Raw genomic sequence first — 20,351 nt, 5'->3', positions numbered from 1 at the left:
GGTTAAGTGCCTTGGTAATGAGCTTATCGGCATCGACGTCGTCCGCTTTAATAAATTTGCTGGCCTCGGCACAATAGCGCTTTGATTGATCTGCCTTGTCCTATTGTATGCCGCTTGCGTTGCCCATCGATCCGCTCAAATCTGAATTTATCGCCCAGTTGCGCCAGCACCATCTGGTGGTGGAAGCGCAAACTGGCTCCGGTAAATCAACGCGCTTGCCACTGTGGGCGGCGCAGTCCGGGGCACGGGTATTGGTGGTCGAGCCGCGACGGATCGCCTGTACCGCGCTGGCGGACTTCGTCGGTCAAGGTCGCGATGATGTCGGTTACGTCATCCGCTTTGATAGCAGCGTTGATGATCGCACTCAGATCGCCTTTGTGACCCCCGGGATCGCTTTGCGCTGGCTCAGCGAAGATGGCCTAGCGAGCTTTGGCACCATCATCATCGATGAATTTCACGAACGGCGCTGGGATACCGATCTGCTGTTGGCGCTGCTGAAACAAGCCAAGCGGCATCGACTGGTGCTGACCTCGGCCACCATCGATGGTGAGCGCTTGGCTAACTACCTTGGTGGTATGCGCTTGCAGGCCGAAGGCCGAGTCTTTCCGGTTGCGATCGAATATCACGCCAGCGACAGCCAACAATTGCCAAGCGATCGCGAGCTGATCCCGCGGTTGAAGTCAGTGGTGTTGGCGCAGTTGCCGTTGATCGACGGCGATCTGTTGCTGTTTTTGCCGGGACGCAAAGAGATCGCTCAAGCGCAGGCGGCACTGAGCGCGGCGTTGCCGGATTTTCTGGTGCTGCCACTGCACGCCAACGTCGATAAAGCGCTGCAGCGCCAGGCGCTGACCCCCAGCACTGGTCAGCGGCGGATTGTGCTGGCAACCAACGTCGCCGAAACCTCGCTGACCATTCCCGGCATCACCTTGGTGATCGATTCCGGCCTTGAGCGGCGCACCTCGCAGCGCAATGGTCGCACGGTATTGTCGCTCACTCGGATCTCCAAAGCCTCAGCGGCACAGCGGGCGGGGCGGGCAGGGCGTACCGCTGCAGGGCGTTGTATCCGCCTGTGGGGACAGCATGCACCGCTAGAATCGCTAACCCCGCCAGAGCTGCAACGGGAAGAGTTAGTCGAACCGATGCTGGCGGCGGCCTGTGCTGGGGCAGATTTAGCGGCGTTGCCATGGCTTGATCCGTTGCCAGCCAAATCGTTGCAACTGGCGCAGCAACGGCTGCAAGCGATGGCGGCGATCGATGCCGCTGGTAAGGTGACTGAGCACGGCAAACGGTTGTTCCCGTTGCCGATCGACACCCAGTTTGCCCATCTGATCAGCGCCATGCCCAGTAACGATCTCACCGAAGCGATGGTTGATCTGGCGGCGGCGCTATCGATCGGCGGGCGCTTATGGCAACTGCCGCAAGCGGAAGCGGCCTTGCAGGCGTTGACTCAGTGGCAACCGCTGCCCTGCGATGGCACCACTTTGGTTAAGATCGTGCGCGAGCAACCGCCGCTTGAGTTGAATGTCGATCCGGCACTGCGACAAGAAGCGCGGCAACTGGCGGAGCAAATTCGGGCGGCGCTGGAGTTGCCGCAACTGACCGCCGCCTCCTATTTGGATCGCCCGCGTTGGCTCAAGGCGATGCTGGCGGTGATGCCCGACCTGGCGTTTGTTCGCCGCGCTAAGCGTCGTGAGGCGTTGGGCAACGGTTTAGTTGAGCTGCAGCCAAGTCGCGATACCCGCTTTAGTGACGATGACGAAGCGGCCTTAGTGCTGGATCAATTTGCCCTGCCAGGGCGGGGCGTGCGCCAGACCATCAGCTTGGCCACCTGCATGTTGCCGGTCAGCCTGAAAAGCTTGTGCGAGGCCGGATTAGGCGACGAGCAGTTGGCCGAAAACGGCGCCGATGAGCAAGGGCAGCGACTGCATCAACGCTACTATGCTGGCCGCGTGATCGGCAGCGAGTGGCGCCTGCCCGAAGGCTCATTGGGCTTTGAATTGATGGTGCAGCAGATCCTCACTGATCAGCGGCTTAGCCCCGCCGGATCGACGCTGATCGCCGATGCCCACGCGTGGGCGCTGTACCTGTCGCTGCAGCAGGCGGGGCTGAATGATCAGCCCGATTTGGGATTAGCGCCGATCAGTGGCGATCCGATTGAGCCCCAGCTTTGGTTGACGCAACGATTAGCGGAATTAGGGGTGGAATCCGCCGACGATCTGGCACTGATCGAGCCGAGCGATCTGCGCTTTGCTGGGATCCCCGATTGGCAACGAGCTGAGTTTGACCAGCGTTACCCACAAACGCTGGCGTTGCCAGAGCTGCAACTGCAGGTGGAGTACAGCCCCAAAGGCAAGCAGATCCTGCTGCACTACCTTGATGGCCGTCGCAAAGACGCTCCTAAGCGCTGGGAACTGCCAGCGTGGTCGGGCTGGCGCATTCGCTATCGCAAAGCCAGCAAGGTGGTCGATGTCCGTTAAGGTGTCGGCGGAAACTGGCTGAGCAGCTGATCGACCAGTTTGCTGATATCGGCAGTGCGCTCGGTCGGTGATTCATCGGTGGCCAAGGTGATCGCATCCTCGCCGCGCCATACCAGTTTCCCTTCTGCCACCACATCTAGGGTAATGGTCAGCTGCTGTTGCACCCGTTCGCCGACGGGCACACTGGCACCGCCACTGATGCCGCCGCGACTGCCGATGCTGCCAACGCCGATGCCAATGCGAAAGCTCGGCTCTTTGCTTACTTCACCCACTTGGCTGCGATAAAACAGCTCGGTAGCAGCGCCGGTGTCGGTCGACCAGCCTCGCTGCTGCAGATGGGCAGTCACCGCTTGGTCAATGCGCTGGGCGATCAACGGGCTGGCTTGCTGGTCGGCGGCGCGAACGGTGAAGCTGGTCAGTTGGCTAAAGTCGGTTTCGGTTTGGTAATCGATTTGACCGGATTGGCTGGCGCAGCCACTAACTAACTGACTGCCGATAAGCAAACTGCTGCATAGCAATGTGCGGAACGAACTCATGACACACCTCCATTGGCGATTATCTGTTCAGTATCGTTGATTGTTAAAGTCAGTGCTCGTTATCTTTGTTTAACAGGATCAATCGTTTTGGAGGGGCGCATGGAGTGGCGCAACCAAAAATTGCCGTTTCAAAGTGCCTTAGGGCGGCTGTTGGCCATCCTCTTAGTGGCTGGATTATTGGCGTCGCAGGGCTGCGCACCAACCCTTACGGATGAGCAACAGCAAGCACAGCAGCGTTGGCTTAAGTGGCGCCAAGACAATAATGCGGCGGCGACCGATCCCGAGCGATCATTTCTGAATATTCGCGATGCGGTGTATTTGGACCTAGGGCAACAGGTGTGGCTTGATAGTCGGGTTAATGCCAGTCAGATCGGTTGGCAACTGGCTAATGAAAATACCGATTTAGCACTAACCCACCAAGGCGAGCATGCCCAAGTATTGTGGTATCACAGCCAACTGCAATTGCGCGATCAGCAGTCGCTGGATCTAAACCCGCAGTTGTTTATCAGTGTCGGTGAACTGTATCAAGGCAAGATGCGTGCCTTTATTCGTGATCGTCGCCATCCGCTGCTGGCGGATTTTCAAGGATTTGAATTTTACCCCTACAACCCACAAGCACGGGTTAGCGCTAACTTTACCGCGACCGAGCCAGCGGCGGTAAAACTGCAAACGGTGCAGGGGTTAGTCAATCAATTTTACCGAGTGGGATTGGTCAATTTCACTTGGCAGGGGCAGCAATTGACGATGCCGGTCTATCACAGTCAGGCGCAGCCGCCTTTTGATCACTTACTGCTGCTGTTTCGCGATCAAACCAATGGCGATACCACCTATGGCGGCGGTCGTGAATTGGTACTTAAACTTAACCAGGGGCTGCAGCCTAGGGTAACCATCGACTTTAACTACGCGGTTAACTTTTACTGCGCGCGCTCTACCTTTTGGAACTGCCCAGTATTGCGGGATCCGCCACTGACGGTGGCGATCGATGCCGGCGAACAATACCGCTCGGTATATTAGCGCAGTTGTTTGATGAAGCGATTACTGCCGCCAGTGAGTGATCATTTGTGATCAACAAGTCGGTAACAAGTTGAGTGATTTGGCACGCTAAGTTCAACGACAGTAATTGAACGGACCTGCTGATGACCGCCACTTCAATCGCCTTTGCGTTGCAGATCATTATTGGCATTGCGGTGATTGCGTTTTTGCTGCACCGCAAACGCCCAACCAGCCATAAACTTGCTAAGAAAAAAGCGGCAAAACGTAAAGCGAAACGGCGTTAAGCCTCGTCTCTTACTACTTTGATATCTTTAAAACCCAAGTTTTTAAAGTAGTTATCACGAAAGTCGCGGTGCGCTTTCTTATCGCGGGTGCTCATCTGTACTTGGTGTTCCAAGGTCTGATAGTTGCTGATGTCTAACCCTTCTGCGCGAGCGGCGGCCTCAAACATGCTTTGATGTTTATCGTTGGCGTAACCGATGGTTTTGGTTACGCCCTTGAAGGTGTATTGCAGTGACAGCGCCATGCTGACTCCTAAAGTTAATCTTTACCAAAATAGCGGCGGCGAATGATGCCATAAAACGATCATTGGCTCATCACACCAATCGGCTGAAATCATCCACACTGTAACTGACCTAGCCGACAGGGAGAGCTTAGCAATGACAGTCAAAGCATTGGCACCACAATTAACCCATTCGCAAGCAGCGGTGCTGCAGCATCACCTTCCCTGCCGCGACTTTTATCGTGAATGGTTAACCATTAAGCCCGTAGAGCATCGTTGGCAACTGGTATTGGCCGATGCCGTTGAGGATTATCGCTTGCAGCTGGATGCCGATGTTGATGCGCAGTTGGCTACGCTGTTAGTCGCAGGTGATTAGGGCGTGTCGACCTTTGTTGTATATTTTTGCACCCATTGTTGGCTGCTTTTGAAAGTAAATTGAACCCGGTCGGTTTGTTTGGCTGGCCAGTGATCACAAAGGGGCGCCTTGCAGGGTCGGACTAGCGGCTGTCACTCTTCGTCATACGATTTCGACGTAGAGCCCTGATTTTGATTTCAGAAGAGAGGGCCTTCAATCGCAATCCTCGATTGACAGCCGCTATCCTCGACCAAATTCTGAACACCAAACATCAACACGCCCTAGCTTCGCTGGTCGATTTATTGTTGATACGCTGCGGTGATCTCGATCAACAAACCGCTGCAAATGGGCTTAGACGATTGTCTTAATTGCCGAATTTGTCGCCATGGTCAATTCCGCCAAGGGTGTTCTAGGTGGTATAAAGTGAGTAGTTGTTGGCCACTATGCCGCCGCCGTTTGAGTGATTGAAGGGCAAGCGCTGGTGCCGCGAAGATGGAATACCACGAGCATAAAATCGGAGTGAGTTATGAACCTAGCCACTGGGCAAAAGGATGAGAGCGGCGATCGTATCTGGGGGATCGCGCTGATCGTAGTGGGGGCGCTGTCGTTACTGTTTACCGAAAGCAGTGCTTGGTTGCTGGAGCGATTGTTTGCATTGGTGATTTTGGTCGTCGGGGCGTTTTTCATGTTCACCTCGAAAAAACCACTGGGGATCATCGGCGGCATCTTGGCACTGTTGATGGGTGGTAACCTATTGGTTAAGCCGGGCGATGGCATTCTGCTTTTGGCGTTGGCAGTGGGGTTGTATTTCGTTTTCAGCGGTTACCAAGCTTACCAAGCTGTGGTGCAAACTGGTTGGAGCAAGCTTAATGGGGTGGTTACCATCCTGTTAGGGCTGCTCACCTTGTGGCAGTGGGGCGATGCAACCGCCACCATCATCGCCGTGGCCGTTGGTTTGAAACTGATGCTGATAGGGCTGTATTTTAATGCTAAAGCAACCGAGCAGGCGAAACACAACGCCTCGGTGGCACAGCCATAATCCGATTTTACGGATATAAAAAACGGGCGCTCATTGAGCGCCCGTTTTGTTTGTAGCCGAGTTATATCCACTGGTTGTGCTTGATTAATTGACATGTATAAGTAGCCAGTGACGACATGTCCTTAAAAGCTACCTATTATCTTCCGAGCCAGATGATGGCGAACGGACTGAAGATGAAATTAATCATAGGTGGATAGAGTGAATGGATTGCCGATTGCTGTTGTGGCGTTGATCGCGGCCTATGCCGGCTTGCTGTGCGCTTTACGTTATGTATCGCCGCCGGCGATGTTAGTAGTGATGGCAACCTCGATATTTGTCATCTGCTATCAACTGCACCGGCAAGCACAGGCAAATCATAATCACCTTCGGGCTAAGTTTTTTGCCGCGATGACCGGATTGCATGCGATTGAGGTGTTGCTAGTCGTGGTCGTCGCCTGCGTTAAAAATAGTCATCATGTTGGCTATGGCGTTATTTTGGCTGTACTTGTTTTATATGCGAGCAAGCAATTACTACAGCTACTGCTTCCTTGGTTTGAAAAACAACTGCAGTAATCCTTGTCGAATTACACATTAAAAATGTGAATTCGCCAGAGAATGTTATTCGGCTGCAGTTGTTAGCGATTTGACGTCGTCGCATTTCGCATTTTTATTCTTAAGTTAAAGCAGCATCTGGCATTCCACTTACAATTAAGTGTATTTAATTAAATAACTAAACCTCATTGTAATAGAGCAGTAAATGACCACCCAACTTGTAAATAAATGGTGCTTGCCCAAAGGGTTAGCTGAACAATGGCAGCTTGGTATCGATGAACAACAACGCGCTGATATCGCCAAAAAATCGATTGCCCGTGATATTAAAGCCTTTGTTGATGATACCACTGTTGCTCAACCGAGCCCGTTGTTGCAGTTGTTGCACAGCACTTATCAGCAAGTGACTGAGGAACTGGCGGCGGAGCGCTGGGTAGTACTAACCGAGAATCGTTATGTTGATAAGAAAGCCCAAGGGGTTTGGATAATAGATGATGGTTGCGGAAGGTTTGACTCTGGCGCAGCAGTTGTTGAAGTTAATAAACAGATAAATGCATTACTTTTAGAGTCATTGAATCACTGGGTAGTTGCTAATGAAGCAACAATGCGACATTTGTATCGAATTCCAAGTGCACCATTTGAACTGTCATACTTACGTCCACATGTAGATTCTTACTTATTATATTGGGATGGTGATGAGCACGTTTTTGCTAAAAACTACAATGATAGTAGCTATCGCTCAGTTAGTTATGGATTTGTAATTCCTTATTTAAATATGCACTCGTGTAATCATCCGAAACATTTATTTATTGAGCTACTTAAAAAAGGTTTTTATCCAAAATCACTCAGTTCGAACTTAGATTATGAAACCCTGATGGAGATAATCCAAGAGGAATATTACAGCGAATATCCAGATGCGCAGCGAATTGTCACTGCGTTGGTTAACAGCCAAAATTTGGTTAATACCGAAAAAGCGCTGTTGCAGGTGGATAAGTGGCGTGCCGACCTCACCCCTTACCACAGCAAAATGCTGCAGGATACCGAACAGGGTCATTGGGCATTGTGGCCGCAGCCTGAGTCGGACCATCACGCCGAGGAATGGGTCAGCATTGACTTAACAAAACCCTTGGTGGCCCGCGATCCCAAATCCAGCATTAATAATGGTGTGGTGGGCATCGACTTTGGCACCAAAAGTACCGTAGTGGTTTATCAAAAAGATAACGTCAATATTCACCCGATGCGGATTGGTACCGGCGATCTGACTAAAGCGGTGGCGGCATCCCATTACGAAAACCCCACCATTATGCAGTTTTGCCAGTTGGCCGAGTTTATCGAGCAATACCAGCAAAGCGATTTTCGACCGCATACCCAATGGCAACAGTTAACCATTTCACATACCGCCCACAGCGCCTTGTTGGGTAGTCCATCGAGCCAGTTCAATACCTTTTTGGACGAACTAAAACAGTGGGCTGGGGATAAGAATCGCCGTCTTAAAATTGTTGATCAACAGGCCACAGTGATTGATCTGCCGCCGTTCTTAGAGATGAGCGACGATCAGTTTAATCCGCTGGAGATATACGCCTATTACTTAGGTCTGTACATCAATAACCAGAATAACGGCATCTTCCTGGATTACATTCTGTCGTTCCCGGTGACCTATGAACTGGCGATCCGTGAACGGATTTTGGCCTGCTTTGAACGTGGCTTGAAAAAATCGCTGCCGCCGCAATTGGATGCCGACAGCATCAGCCAGTTGTCGGTAACCCAAGGTGCCAGTGAACCGGCGGCCTATGCCTTGGTAGCGCTGCAGCAGTACCAGTTCGCCCCGCACGATGATCAGCGGATTTTCTATGGCGTGTTTGATTTTGGTGGCGGTACCACTGACTTTGATTTTGGTATCTACCGTGAAGCTCAAGGGGCCAAAGAGCGCCGCTTTGATTTTGTGATTGAACACTTTGGCGCTGGTGGTGATCGCTTCTTGGGTGGCGAAAACCTACTGGAACTGATGGCGTTTGATCTGTTTAAGCAAAATTCGGCGACCTTGCTGGCCAAAGGCATTCAATTTGAGCGTCACCCAGAACGGGACGCCTTTGCTGGCAGCGAACAGTTGCTGGCCCATTCACAAGAAGCCAAGACCAATACCAAAGCACTGTGCGAGCTGCTGCGGCCATTCTGGGAAGGACAAGCGGTTGATTTTAATTCCGGGGTGATTGGCTTAAACCTGACGGACGTTAATGGCACCGTTCATTCCAATGTCGAACTGGATATTGATGCCGAGCAACTAGAACAACTGCTGCGGGATCGCATCGAACGCGGCGTCGCCAACTTCTTTAATGCCTTGCGTTTGGCCTTTAGCCAGCAGCATTCGCTGCAGGACATTACCGACATTAAGATCTTCTTGGCTGGTAATTCGAGCCGCAGCAAATTTGTAACGGAGCTGTTTGCTAAGCACATTCAGCAGCAAGAGCAGCAGATGGGGCTAAGCGGAGAACAGCATTGTTTTGAACTGTTTGCCCCTCTGGGCAGCGATGCCAACGATATTGAACGACCTACCGGCAAAACAGGGGTAGCGTTCGGTCTAATCGAATCACGCCAAGGCGGCCGGATTAAAGTGGTGGATCATAACGTCCAAGACGATGAGATCCGCTTCCGCTATTACTTGGGCGAAAACCGCCGAGGCCAGTTTAAAGCGCTAATAAATCGGGAAACCGCCTTTGGCCAGTGGATCGATTTTATCGATGCCGGTTACCACAAGTTTGAGATCTACTACACCGAGCAGCCGCTATCTAGCACCAATCAACTGCCGATTAACGACAGCAGCGTTAAAAAGCAGGTGGTGCGGATCGATCATATTAATGAAAACGCTTTGGTATATCTGCGAATTGTATCGCCCACGGCGATTGAATGGGTGGTTGCCAGCGAAGATGGCATTGCCGCCGAACGCTATTTGACCGAACCACAACGCGTTGAATTTTAATTTCTAACACAACCTTTGGTGCCTGATGGCCAGGCACCACTTTCACATGGAGTTTATTGTGATTGCACTTATCCCTACCGCTATTCAAGCCGCAATTGCCGCCATCAGCGGTGCTGCAGCAACCTTTGGGCCAATGATTACTAAGCATGCGCCGATCTTGCTTGATATTGCCTGCCGCAATCTGCCGTTGGTGCTAAACGCCATGGATGCGGTTAGTTCGTTGCTGGGGCTGAATAAAGACAACGCTACTGATTTGGGCGCCAAAGCGGCCAAATCGGATCTGAAACCAGAAGATTTCGATAGCATCGATGCCTATATCAACCACCTAAATCACAACGTTGAGTTAACCCCAGAAGAGCGAGAAAGTGAAGGACTGCAGCAACTAATCAATAGCGCTGTCGGGGTGACATTGAAAATCAAAGCGGCGGCCGAAAAGCTGCATATCGGTGATATTTCAATACCGCTGCTGGTGGGAATGGCATCGAGCCGGTTGTCACCGCAAGAGATGCTGGAGGTGATTAAAGTTTATGATGCCAAGCCGCAACACAGTGACACCTTTGCCGATTACTTATCCGGTAAGTTGTCGTTAGCCGAATCCGCCAAACACAGCAGTCTATTAATGACGGCGTTAGCGGCGGCCAATCCTGATCTGACCGAGATTGAGATCGAAGACAAAGTGATGGGGCTGAAATAATGACCATTAAAGAATCTTATCGCCATAACTATCACCACAAGCAGTTTGCTAAGGCTCAGTCGGTAGCGTCACAACCGCAATCGCTGATTGAACTGCTGCGTTCGCCACATAAGCATGGGGAACGACCTTTGCAATTGTTGGAACCGAAACAACTGCACGACTACGAGTTCTCCCTGTACCACATCAAAGAGGTTACCTTTGATGAGGAGTCGCCGCGCAAAGAAGCGTTTGAGAACGTGTTAAATGCGATGAATATTGACGGCGTCAGCTTTGTTTATCTGCTGTTGGGTGACAAAGATCGAGTGTATTTCTCCTTTGGTATTGCTCGTGATAAGCGTTTTAACGGCGCGTTGGCGCTCGATGTTGATGAAATTGCTCAAGCGATCTTAAAGCCGAGCTTGGAAGGTAACTTCCGTGGCAGTGTGGTAGAAAAAATTGGTAAGCCACAGCGCTGTGCAATCAAAAATTTGTTGGCGGAATTTAGCCATGTGGCGGCGCTGGAAGGGGTGCCGAGTGTCAACGAAGACAATGAGCAATTCCAAGGGGTTGACCGCTTAGTGGACATCATGAGCGGCGATCAATTCTGCTTGATGGTGATGGCCGATCCGATGTCATTGGCTGAGATTAATGCCATTGAGAATGAGCTGTATAGCATCTACGACAAGCTCGCGCCGTTGGCGAAGAAGAACCTGCAAACCGGCAACAACAACAGTAAAACTGTGGGTACTTCAACCAGTAGAAGTAACACCAAAAGTACCAGTGTTAATGACAGCGTCGCTTACACCAGTAATAGCGGCAAAAATGATTCGGTAACTAAGGGTACTAATCGCAGTAACAGCAATAACGGCAGCAGTTCAAGCAGCAGCTCTGGCACCAGTCAAAGTCGCTCTGAGGGCACCAATAGCGGCACCTCAGAATCGAAAACCAAACAGACCAGTAGCGGTGACCAAACCAGTAATTCAACGACGCAAAACGATTCAACTCAAGAGGGAGAATCCAGCAGCACCAGCATTGAGTTTACTGATAAGCATGTGCAGGAGTGGTTGAATTACATCGATGAGGTGTTGTTGAAGCGACTGCAGCATGGCAAAAACAAAGGGCTGTACCTTTCCAACATTTACCTGTTTGCCAATTCACAGGAAACGGTGATTAAACTGGGTAATAGCGCCCGGGCAATCTATTCCGGCGGCAACATGAATAAATCACCGCTAACCTACCGAGCGGTCACTGATCAACATGAACGCGCCTCGGTTAACAATTTGCAGTTTCCGGCGATTAAAGCAGAGGGGCAACTAAGCGCTGGTTCACAAGCGCAGCAACAGTTTGATCTGTTGATGTCGAATCGACACCAAAAGTACAAAGCCAATTGGTTATCGACTGAAGAGTTAAGTGTGGTGGCCGGCTTACCGCAAAAAGAGGTAGTTGGGCTGGCATTAAAAGAGGAAGTGGAGTTTGGCCTTAATCTGCACAAAAAAGTGGATCAGACCAACCAGTTGTTTTTAGGCCACTTAGTAAAAAGCGGTATTCCGCAGGATATTGAGGTGGCGATTGATCGTCGCGATCTGGATAAACACACCTTTATCGCCGGAGTAACAGGTAGCGGTAAAACCACCACCTGTCATCGACTGTTGGAATCGGCCAAGATGCCATTTTTGGTGGTTGAACCGGCCAAAACCGAATACCGTGTGTTAACCAAGAAGCATGACGATATTCTGATCTTTACCCTAGGTAACGACAATGTTGCGCCGTTTCGCTTGAACCCGTTTGAGTTCTTCCCGCACGAGAACATCACCTCGCGGGTCGATATGATCAAGGCCAGTATTGAATCGGCGTTTGAGATGGAAGCGGCCATTCCGCAGCTGATTGAAGCGGCCATTTACCAGTGTTACCAAGAGAAAGGCTGGAATATTGCGACCTCGCAAAACCGTCGTTATGCCGATCCTTATGCCGCTGGTGTGTATGCCTTTCCAACCTTAAGTGATCTGCTGGCAATGACCGAAAAGGTGGTTGGCCAACAAAATTTCGATGACCGGTTAAAGCAGGATTACATCGGTTCGATTAAAGCGCGGCTGCAGGGATTGCTGATTGGTGCTAAAGGCTTGATGCTTGATACGCCAAGGTCAATTAATTTTAAGGATTTGGCCAAGCGCAATGTGATTCTAGAGCTGGAAGAGATCCGTAATCCTAGCGAAAAATCACTGATTATCGGGTTTGTGCTGGCCAACTTAAATGAGGCGATCCGCGCTAACTACGAAGAATATCGTAAACGCGGTGAGCAGTTCCGTCACATTACCTTAATTGAAGAAGCACACCGCTTATTGGCTAAGTTCCAGCCTGGCGATAGCCAAAATAAGAAGCAGGGGGTGGAAACCTTCGCTGATATGTTGGCAGAGGTACGTAAGTACGGTGAGTCGCTGATTATTGTCGATCAGATCCCCAATAAACTAACGCCGGAAGTGTTAAAAAACACCAATACCAAGATTATTCATAAGTTGTTTGCCCAAGACGATAAAGAGGCGGTGGGAAATACCATGGCGCTTAATGAAGAGCAGATGAACTTCCTCTCTAATCTTGAGCCAGGACGGGTGATCCTATCCAGCAATGGTATCGCTAAACCGCTGCAGGTGCAGATTAAAGAGTTGGTTAGCACCACCACCGAAGCGGAGGTAGAGCCGCAGCAGATCAGCCGTATTGCCTTGGAGTTTTATGCCCAAAACTACCAATCAGGATTAGTACCGGGGATGCAATTGCTCACTGAAAAGCCAACGCCGGAGCAGGTGAAAAACTTTATTAGTGGTTTATTTATTGATGAGTGGCGAGAAACGGTAATCACGAGGCAAATTTCACCGGTATTGGTTTCGGCGTGCCGCCAATATGGTGCCAAGTGGTTTACTCAGTACCTATTGACGGTTTGTCAAAACACGGTGTTGGAAAAAGATAAGTCTGAACAACAACAACATCTACTCGATCTGTTTGGGATTTTGCTTACTGAAGATACTGCTCGTATTGGCATGCGTGCTCATGAAGCGTTTTTGAAAATGGTTAATTAGGGGGAACAATGGGATTTTGGAGTAGTGTAAGCAGTTTTGTTAGTAGCGTTAGTAGTGCGATCTCTAGTGCTGTTTCTAACTTAGGTTCGGCGATTAGCAGTGCGGCAACCAAAATTGCCGAACTGGGAGTGGATCTGGCTCAGCGTGTTGGTGAAACCATTCGCGCTATCGCTACTGGACTTGGGGTTTTATCGCCGAAGGACAACCTGCAAGAGTTGGGTGAAAAGGCACTAATGTGCGACAAAAAGCCTGAGGATTTTGATTCGTTCAACGATTACATCAATCACCTGCGTACTGAAGTAAGCATTGATAAAGAGAAGTTCGCTGCGCTGGATGAAAAAGAGCTGCTAGCTCGGGCGGCGATCGGTGCTTCAATTACCTTAAAAGGGATTAATGAAAAGTTGGATATGGCGATCACTCCAGAATTCTTGGCAACGGTAGCCAAGCAAGAACTGGAAACTGAAGAGATCATGGCCACCATCCATGCCTATAAAGACAGTGGCTTGAAAGTCGATGATTACAACCGTTACATCAATAACGAGTTATCACTCGATGATTCCAGTAAGCACGCCAATACCTTGGTTGAAGCCTATCGCAAGTTAGAGCCGGATCTGTCGATCGAACAAATTGAAGACAAAGTAATGGGGTTAAAGTGAACGACTACCTAATTACAGTACGCAACGGTTTGGCGAAGGTAGCCCGAATTGTTGATGGCGAATTAGAGCCAATCAGTTTTCGTGGCATACAGTTGGTTGAACAAGCCCAGTTTTGGGGGCAGTTTCTGCAAAAGATTGAATATCAGAACAACGAACAGTTAGCGCTGGTATTGATCTGTGACGATCCGAATTTCGAAGTCGATCCAACCATTCAAATTGCCCCGCAGTTTGCTAATGATGCTTCACAATTGGCGTGGTTGATTGACGAGCAAATGATTGCTGAAGCGCAAGTTCAATTATGCCCAGAGATTGAGCTGATGTTAGCGGAGGTGGCGGTAACGGCGAAGTCACACTCTATGACAACCGATGATGTCGAGTGTGAAAACCACAGTATTCAATCCTATTTCCGTAAGCAAACTCGAGCGTATTCCAATGGCTGAAGTAACCGTTGAACAATTGTTAGAACTATTGCGACATCCACAAGTGAGATCCGAGATTCGGCAGATCATCGCCGAACAGGATGCCCCGAGCTTGGCTGCTGAAATTGAGGTAGAGGCAGCGCAACCGCAAGAAATTATATCGGTAGCGGCGTCTGAGCAGCCGGATCAGTTGTTTGAACTGCAACAACAAATTGAAGAGTCGGATCAGAAGATCGCTAAGCTAAAAAAATGGTTAGGTCTGGCAGAGGCCAACAGCCAGCAACTGACTGAACAGTGCCAACAGCAACAGGCAGAGAGTGCTCAATTGCAACGTCAATTAGCAACGGCTCAGCAAGTGGCACAAGTAGCTCAGAAGCAACTGCAGCAACAGCAAGATGTGCTGACGGATTTGGAGCAACGGTTGGCGTGGTATCGAGATAATTTTGATCGTGAACTGCGCTTGTATGAAACCCACCAAGGCTTAAGTGACGCCACTAAAGCCTCACTATCGGGAATTTTTAAAGATGTTTCGATTCAGGGGTTAATCGCTTGCGGCGTGCAAGAGAGCAATATCGCGAACTTATGGGAATACATCAAAGCACAAACAGTCGAAGGCAATAATGCGGATTTAGCTAAATTGCATTACTTGTTTGACGAACTGTTTGCTCGATTTGTTTTGGCTTATCCAATGTATCAACGCACAACCGGCGAAACTGGCACTGCGTTTGATGCGCAATTGCACATCAAACACCATAGCAGTGTTGCGACTTCGGGCTCGATTCAACAGGTTATGTTGAGTGGTTACCGTAACTTGCGTACTGATAAAGTGATTAAGCAGTCACTCATCCTGTTGTAAGACTGTTTGGTGTTATTTAGCAAACGGGCGCTCAATGAGCGCCCGTTTTGTTTTCTTACTGCTGGGATTACTGTTGTTCGCGGGCGATGGCGCGGTAGCCGATATCGCGGCGGGTGAACATCCCTTGCCAACTGATTTGATCCACGAGCTGGTAAGCGCGCTGTTGCGCTTCGGTCACGGTGTTACCCAAGGCAGTAGCGCACAGCACCCGGCCGCCGGTGTTAATGATGGCGCCGTTGGCTTCTGCGGTGCCGGCGTGGAATACCTTTTCGCCTTCAGCGTACTCGGTTTGCAGGCCGGTAATGGCAAAGCCTTTCTGGTAATCCGCCGGGTAACCGCCGGAGGCCAGCACCACGCCAACCGCAGCGCGAGGATCAAATTCGGCCACTTTGCCCGCCAGTTGGCCGTTGGCGCCCGCCAGACACAACTCGACCAGATCCGATCGCATCCGCAGCATGATTGGCTGGGTTTCTGGATCGCCGAAGCGGCAGTTGTATTCGATCACTTTCGGGGTGCCGTCGGCGTCGATCATCAGTCCGGCGTACAAGAAACCCTTATAGGCGTTACCTTCGGCTTTCATGCCATCGACGGTAGGGCGGATCACTTCCGCCATAATGCGATCGTGGATTTCGTTGGTGACCACTGGCGCTGGCGAGTAGGCGCCCATGCCGCCGGTGTTGGGGCCAGTGTCGCCATCGCCAACCCGCTTGTGATCTTGGCTGGTGGCCATCGGTACGATGTTGTCGCCATCAACCATCACGATAAAGCTGGCTTCTTCGCCGTCGAGGAACTCTTCGATGACCACGCGGTGGCCGGCATCGCCAAAGGCGTTGCCCGCCAGCATATCTTTTACCGCCGCTTCGGCTTCGGCCAAGGTCATCGCCACGATCACCCCTTTACCCGCCGCCAGACCATCGGCCTTAACCACAATTGGCGCGCCCATCTGATGCAGGTATGCCAGTGCCGGTTCAACTTCGGTGAAGTTCTGGTAGGCGGCGGTGGGGATGTTATGGCGAGCCAAGAAATCCTTGGTAAAGGCTTTAGAGCCTTCCAGCTGCGCCGCCGCTGCGGTCGGGCCAAAGATGGTTAAGCCAGCAGCATCAAAGGCATCCACCACGCCATCCACTAGCGGCTGCTCTGGGCCAACAATGGTCAAGGCGATGTCGTGCTCTTTAGCAAAGGCGACCAGCGCTTCATTGCCAGCGACATCGACGTTTTGCAACTTCGGCTCAGTCGCGGTACCGGCATTGCCAGGCGCCACAAACACCACTTCCACGTCAGGATTTTGCGCCGCTTTCCAAGCCAGCGCGTGCTCACGACCACCGCTACCAATCACCAATACTTTCATTGGATTTTCCTTATTGTTGAGGGCAGCTTGCAGCGCCCTCGAAATTTGTTCCGTTTACCCCGAGGAGTTGTCCTCGGCTACACACTCAATCTAAGCGCAGCGGAAACCGATGAGATGCAAGGCGTCGATTCCGCAGAGCCCCTGAGCTTGCTTTAGCAAGTGATGGGGGCGAGGACAATCGACAAGCCGCAGCTCGCGGTTTCCGCAAGCGAAATCAACGCTCAGTGTTTAAAGTGGCGCATCCCAGTAAACACCATCACCATATCGTGTTCGTTGGCCGCATCGATCACTTCCTGATCGCGCATCGAACCGCCCGGTTGGATCACGCAGCTAATGCCTGCCATCGCCGCCGCATCAATGCCATCGCGGAATGGGAAGAAGGCATCAGACGCCATCACTGACCCCGGAACCGTCAGACCTTCGTCGGCGGCTTTAATGCCGGCGATCTTAGCGGAGTACACGCGGCTCATCTGGCCGGCGCCGACACCGACGGTCATGCCATCTTTGGCATAGACGATGGCGTTGGATTTTACGTACTTGGCGACTTTCCAGCAGAACATCAGATCTTGCAGCTGCTCGGCGGTTGGCTTGCGCTTGGAGACCACTTTTACGTCGTCCAAGGTCACCATCCCTTGGTCACGATCTTGCACTAGCAGGCCGCCGTTAACCCGTTTGATGTCGAACTCAGTGGTCTTGGAAGACCACTGGCCGCACTCCAGCAGGCGCACGTTTTGCTTATCGGCGACGATCGCTTTGGCGGTTTCGCTGACGCTTGGAGCGATGATCACCTCGACAAACTGACGATCGACGATCGCTTTGGCGGTGTCGCCATCCAGCTCGCGGTTAAAGGCGATGATGCCGCCAAACGCGGAGGTGGGATCGGTCTTAAAGGCGCGATCGTAGGCGTCCAGAATGTTGTCGCCCAGCGCCACGCCACATGGGTTGGCGTGCTTGACGATCACACAAGCCGGAACATCGAACTCTTTAACGCACTCCAGCGCCGCATCGGTGTCGGCGATGTTGTTGTAGGACAGTGCTTTGCCTTGTAACTGGGTGGCGGTAGCAACCGAGGCTTCTTGAACGTTGTTTTCGACGTAGAACGCCGCGCGTTGGTGGCTGTTTTCGCCGTAACGCATATCCTGTTTCTTGTGGAACTGCAGGTTCACGGTGCGCGGGAACACCGATTCCTCATCGCCCTCTTTGTTGTCACCGTAGCTTGGCACCATGGTGCCAAAGTAGTTGGCGATCATGCCGTCGTAGCCAGCGGTGTGTTCAAAGGCGGCGATCGCCAGATCAAAGCGGGTGTTGTAAGTCAGTGAACCATTGCCTGCGTCCATCTCGGCGATAACGCGCTGATAATCACCGGCGTTAACCACGATAGCGACGTCTTTGTGGTTCTTGGCGGCGGAACGCACCATGGTTGGGCCACCGATGTCGATGTTCTCAATGGCGTCTTCGCGGCTGCAATCGGCCTTAGCGACGGTTTGGGCGAACGGGTAGAGGTTGACCACCACCATGTCGATTGGCTTGATGCCGTGGCTGGCCATGATGGTTTCATCTTGATCGCGACGACCCAGGATGCCGCCGTGCACTTTGGGGTGCAGAGTTTTAACGCGGCCATCCATCATTTCAGGAAAACCGGTGTAGTCGGACACTTCAGTAACGGTTAGACCCGCTTCGGCCAGCAGTTTAGCGGTGCCGCCAGTGGACAGCAGCTCGACGCCACGTTGGCTTAGGGCAGTGGCAAACTCAACGATGCCAGTTTTGTCGGACACACTCAGCAGAGCGCGGCGAATAGGGCGAGGTGCATTCATGGGTACAGAGTCCTTGTTAAAGTCTCACGGTGCTCTAACGGCACTTTTTAGTGTGAGCGTAGGGAAGATATTTCGGCAGCCGATTTGGATGCATAGGAGGCAGCAAAGTGGTTGCCGAAATACCCTAGGGATTGCCCGAATTGCGCGCGTATTGTAAAGAAAACTGTGATCGAATTCAGCGTTAAAACATTAAAAAACAAACTGTTTTAAAAAGTGCGGCAATGGTTGTTGACCTTGGACTTAACTCAAAGGTTTATAATTTGGCTATCAACTTAAAAAGGAGTGCGTCGATGTATCGGATCGGCGAGTTAGCCAAGCTTAACCAGATTAATGCAGACACCCTGCGTTATTACGAAAAAAACGGCTTGTTAAAACCCAGTGGCCGTAGCGCCAGCGGCTACCGCGTTTATAACGACGCCGACGCCCAGCAACTGCGCTTTATTCTGCGGGCTAAAGCGATTGGATTTTCATTGACTGAGATCCAGGAGCTGCTGGAGATCGATCACAATCGTGCCCAGTGGGCCTGTCAGGATGTCAAAGGGATGGTGGAGGCCAAGGCGGTTCTGATCCAAACCAAAATCGACGAACTGGTGCAGTTTCGTGACTCATTACAACATCTGGCTGACGCCTGTTGCGGCGGCCCTGAAAGTGCCGAGCATTGTTCGATCTTGGATGCTCTGGAGGCAAACTCGTGAATACCTTAATGGCGCTGGCCGCTAACTTCTTCGACCTATTTTTAGATTCCGCCCCATGGCTGCTGCTGGGCCTGTTTATGGCGGGGATGATTAAGATGTTTGTGCCGATGAGCTGGATGGAAAAGCAGCTTGGCGGCACCGGCATTAAGCCGACCATCAAAGCGGCGTTGTTTGGTGCGCCGTTACCGTTGTGCTCTTGCGGGGTGATCCCAGCGGCAGTAGGGCTGCGTCGCTCTGGTGCTTCCAAAGCGGCGACCACCTCGTTCTTGGTGGCGACCCCAGAAACCGGGGTTGATTCGGTGTCGGTGTCATACGTCTTGCTTGGCCCCTTTATGGCAGTGGTGCGACCGATTGCGGCGGTGACCTCGGCAATCGTCGCCGGTTTGTTGGTTGGCCGCGATGATGAAGCGCCAAAGTCAGGACCGGCGCCGAAAAGCTGCTGTGCCAGCAAAGCGCAAGCGCAGCCAGAGCCGGAGCCAGCGAAAAAATCCTGTTGCGGCGGTAAAGCAAAGCCAGAGCCGGTTGTTGCAGAGAAAAAATCCTGCTGTGGCGGCAAAGCCAAAGCACCTACGCCAAGTTTTGCGCCGATGGCCGCTCAAGCGGCTCCAAGTGGCATTATGGCGGTAAAACCGCAGGTCAAAGCGAGTCGCTGCTGTGGTGGCAGTAAAGCTAAACCGTTACAAGCGGAGGCACAGCCACAGTCACAATCACAACCAACTAAGGCCAGCTGTTGCGGCAGCAAGCCGGTTGCGGAACAGCCAAAATCCGGCGGTTGCTGCGCCTCGAAAGCGGCGGCACCGGCTGAGAAAACCGTGCTGCAAAAACTGTGGGCTGGGATCACCTACGCCTGCAACGATCTGGTCAAAGACACCACCGTGTGGTTGATGGTGGGTTTGTTCTTTGCCGCGCTGATCAACACCTTTGTGCCGGCGTCATTCCTGACCCAATGGGGCAGTGGCATTATGGCGATGGTGGTGATGGTGTTGGTGTCTATCCCGATGTATATCTGCGCCACTGCCTCAACCCCAATTGCTGCGGGCTTGTTGCTGGCGGGGGTTTCCCCGGGGGCGGTACTGGTGTTTATGATGGCCGGTCCGGCCACTAACATTGCCACGCTGGGCGTGGTTCGCAACGAACTGGGCAAGCGGGCACTGTGGGCTTACCTGGTGGGCGTCATCGGTACCGCGATGGTGTTTGCCTTTGGGGTCGACTGGGCGGTAGCGGAGTTTGGTTTTGAAGTGATGCCGATGGTCGGTGAAGAACACCGGATGCTGCCACACTGGCTGGTGTACGGCAGTGGCGCGTTATTGGCGGTATTGATGGTCAAAGGCTTGCTGAAAAAGTTATCCTTAGGTCGCGTTGCTACCGCTTAACCGATATCGGAAAGTTTACGGAGCGCTGCGGCGCTCCGT

Annotated in this window: 17 protein-coding genes and 1 pseudogene; 14 read left to right on the top strand and 4 right to left on the bottom strand. The window is 51.9% G+C overall.

Translation table 11 applies throughout. The features are described from left to right. Positions 1 to 107 precede the first annotated feature (107 nt). Positions 108 to 2,477: a helicase-related protein gene (locus G506_RS0106360; RefSeq protein WP_028116130.1), complete on the top strand. Its 2,370-nt coding sequence runs from the start codon at positions 108 to 110 to the stop codon at positions 2,475 to 2,477. Here the strand turns inward: G506_RS0106360 and G506_RS0106355 are convergent. After that, on the bottom strand, positions 2,474 to 3,013 hold the full coding sequence (locus tag G506_RS0106355) for a DUF4136 domain-containing protein (protein ID WP_028116129.1): 540 nt from the start codon (positions 3,011 to 3,013) through the stop codon (positions 2,474 to 2,476). The two genes, G506_RS0106360 and G506_RS0106355, sit on opposite strands and share 4 nt — an antisense overlap. 99 nt (positions 3,014 to 3,112) lie before the next feature. On the opposite strand from G506_RS0106355, the gene G506_RS20395 reads away from it, so the two are divergent. Beyond that, on the top strand, positions 3,113 to 4,027 hold the full coding sequence (locus tag G506_RS20395) for a DUF1684 domain-containing protein (RefSeq protein WP_051201954.1): 915 nt from the start codon (positions 3,113 to 3,115) through the stop codon (positions 4,025 to 4,027). Between the two features lie 122 nt (positions 4,028 to 4,149). After that, the gene (locus tag G506_RS20890) at positions 4,150 to 4,290 is read left to right on the top strand and encodes a hypothetical protein (protein WP_156904820.1); all 141 of its coding nucleotides are present in this window, start codon (positions 4,150 to 4,152) and stop codon (positions 4,288 to 4,290) included. Here the strand turns inward: G506_RS20890 and G506_RS0106340 are convergent. Beyond that, positions 4,287 to 4,532, bottom strand: a complete 246-nt coding sequence (locus G506_RS0106340; RefSeq protein ID WP_028116128.1) for a DUF2960 domain-containing protein — start codon at positions 4,530 to 4,532, stop codon at positions 4,287 to 4,289. The genes G506_RS20890 and G506_RS0106340 overlap by 4 nt on opposite strands. A 133-nt stretch (positions 4,533 to 4,665) precedes the next feature. On the opposite strand from G506_RS0106340, the gene G506_RS0106335 reads away from it, so the two are divergent. From G506_RS0106335 to G506_RS0106295, 9 genes are all read left to right on the top strand, one after another. Further along, on the top strand, positions 4,666 to 4,884 hold the full coding sequence (locus G506_RS0106335; RefSeq protein ID WP_028116127.1) for a hypothetical protein: 219 nt from the start codon (positions 4,666 to 4,668) through the stop codon (positions 4,882 to 4,884). 505 nt (positions 4,885 to 5,389) lie between these two features. Continuing rightward, positions 5,390 to 5,902 (top strand): hypothetical protein, encoded by a 513-nt coding sequence (locus tag G506_RS0106330; protein ID WP_028116126.1) that lies wholly within the window; start codon positions 5,390 to 5,392, stop codon positions 5,900 to 5,902. Positions 5,903 to 6,100: 198 nt separating this feature from the next. Then, positions 6,101 to 6,454 carry a hypothetical protein gene (locus G506_RS0106325; RefSeq protein ID WP_028116125.1) on the top strand — a complete coding sequence of 118 codons (354 nt, stop codon included), beginning with the start codon at positions 6,101 to 6,103 and terminating at the stop codon, positions 6,452 to 6,454. 850 nt (positions 6,455 to 7,304) lie between these two features. After that, on the top strand, positions 7,305 to 9,407 hold the full coding sequence (locus G506_RS0106320) for an Hsp70 family protein (protein ID WP_205619480.1): 2,103 nt from the start codon (positions 7,305 to 7,307) through the stop codon (positions 9,405 to 9,407). A gap of 58 nt (positions 9,408 to 9,465) precedes the next feature. Continuing rightward, positions 9,466 to 10,101, top strand: coding sequence for a hypothetical protein (locus G506_RS20390; protein ID WP_156904819.1), 636 nt, complete (start codon positions 9,466 to 9,468; stop codon positions 10,099 to 10,101). Continuing rightward, positions 10,101 to 13,151: a helicase HerA domain-containing protein gene (locus G506_RS0106310; RefSeq protein ID WP_156904818.1), complete on the top strand. Its 3,051-nt coding sequence runs from the start codon at positions 10,101 to 10,103 to the stop codon at positions 13,149 to 13,151. Before G506_RS20390 ends, G506_RS0106310 begins: the two co-directional genes overlap by 1 nt. Positions 13,152 to 13,159: 8 nt before the next feature. Beyond that, a complete protein-coding gene (locus G506_RS0106305; protein ID WP_205619479.1) occupies positions 13,160 to 13,807 on the top strand; it encodes a hypothetical protein in 648 nt (215 codons plus the stop codon). Next, positions 13,804 to 14,247, top strand: a complete 444-nt coding sequence (locus G506_RS0106300; protein WP_028116120.1) for a hypothetical protein — start codon at positions 13,804 to 13,806, stop codon at positions 14,245 to 14,247. The genes G506_RS0106305 and G506_RS0106300 overlap by 4 nt, the downstream gene beginning before the upstream one ends. Before the next feature lie 43 nt (positions 14,248 to 14,290). Beyond that, positions 14,291 to 15,082 (top strand): hypothetical protein, encoded by a 792-nt coding sequence (locus tag G506_RS0106295; protein WP_156904817.1) that lies wholly within the window; start codon positions 14,291 to 14,293, stop codon positions 15,080 to 15,082. A gap of 67 nt (positions 15,083 to 15,149) precedes the next feature. Here the strand turns inward: G506_RS0106295 and purD are convergent, their stop codons facing one another. Both purD and purH read right to left on the bottom strand, forming a co-directional pair. After that, positions 15,150 to 16,430, bottom strand: a complete 1,281-nt coding sequence (gene purD / locus G506_RS0106290) for a phosphoribosylamine--glycine ligase (protein ID WP_028116118.1) — start codon at positions 16,428 to 16,430, stop codon at positions 15,150 to 15,152. Positions 16,431 to 16,651: 221 nt separating this feature from the next. Beyond that, on the bottom strand, positions 16,652 to 18,244 hold the full coding sequence (gene purH, locus G506_RS0106285; protein ID WP_028116117.1) for a bifunctional phosphoribosylaminoimidazolecarboxamide formyltransferase/IMP cyclohydrolase: 1,593 nt from the start codon (positions 18,242 to 18,244) through the stop codon (positions 16,652 to 16,654). A gap of 290 nt (positions 18,245 to 18,534) precedes the next feature. On the opposite strand from purH, the pseudogene zntR reads away from it, so the two are divergent. Both zntR and G506_RS0106275 read left to right on the top strand, forming a co-directional pair. Next, positions 18,535 to 18,936: pseudogene (gene zntR, locus G506_RS19040) on the top strand (Zn(2+)-responsive transcriptional regulator); the annotation flags it as partial. Positions 18,937 to 18,947: 11 nt separating this feature from the next. Beyond that, positions 18,948 to 20,312: an SO_0444 family Cu/Zn efflux transporter gene (locus G506_RS0106275; RefSeq protein WP_035387118.1), complete on the top strand. Its 1,365-nt coding sequence runs from the start codon at positions 18,948 to 18,950 to the stop codon at positions 20,310 to 20,312. Positions 20,313 to 20,351: the final 39 nt, after the last annotated feature.

Source organism: Ferrimonas senticii DSM 18821 (assembly GCF_000422665.1).
In the GTDB taxonomy this organism is placed as follows: Bacteria; Pseudomonadota; Gammaproteobacteria; order Enterobacterales; family Shewanellaceae; genus Ferrimonas; species Ferrimonas senticii.
The sequence above is the reverse complement of the archived record's forward strand: the minus strand, read 5'-3'. Positions and strand labels throughout refer to the sequence as shown.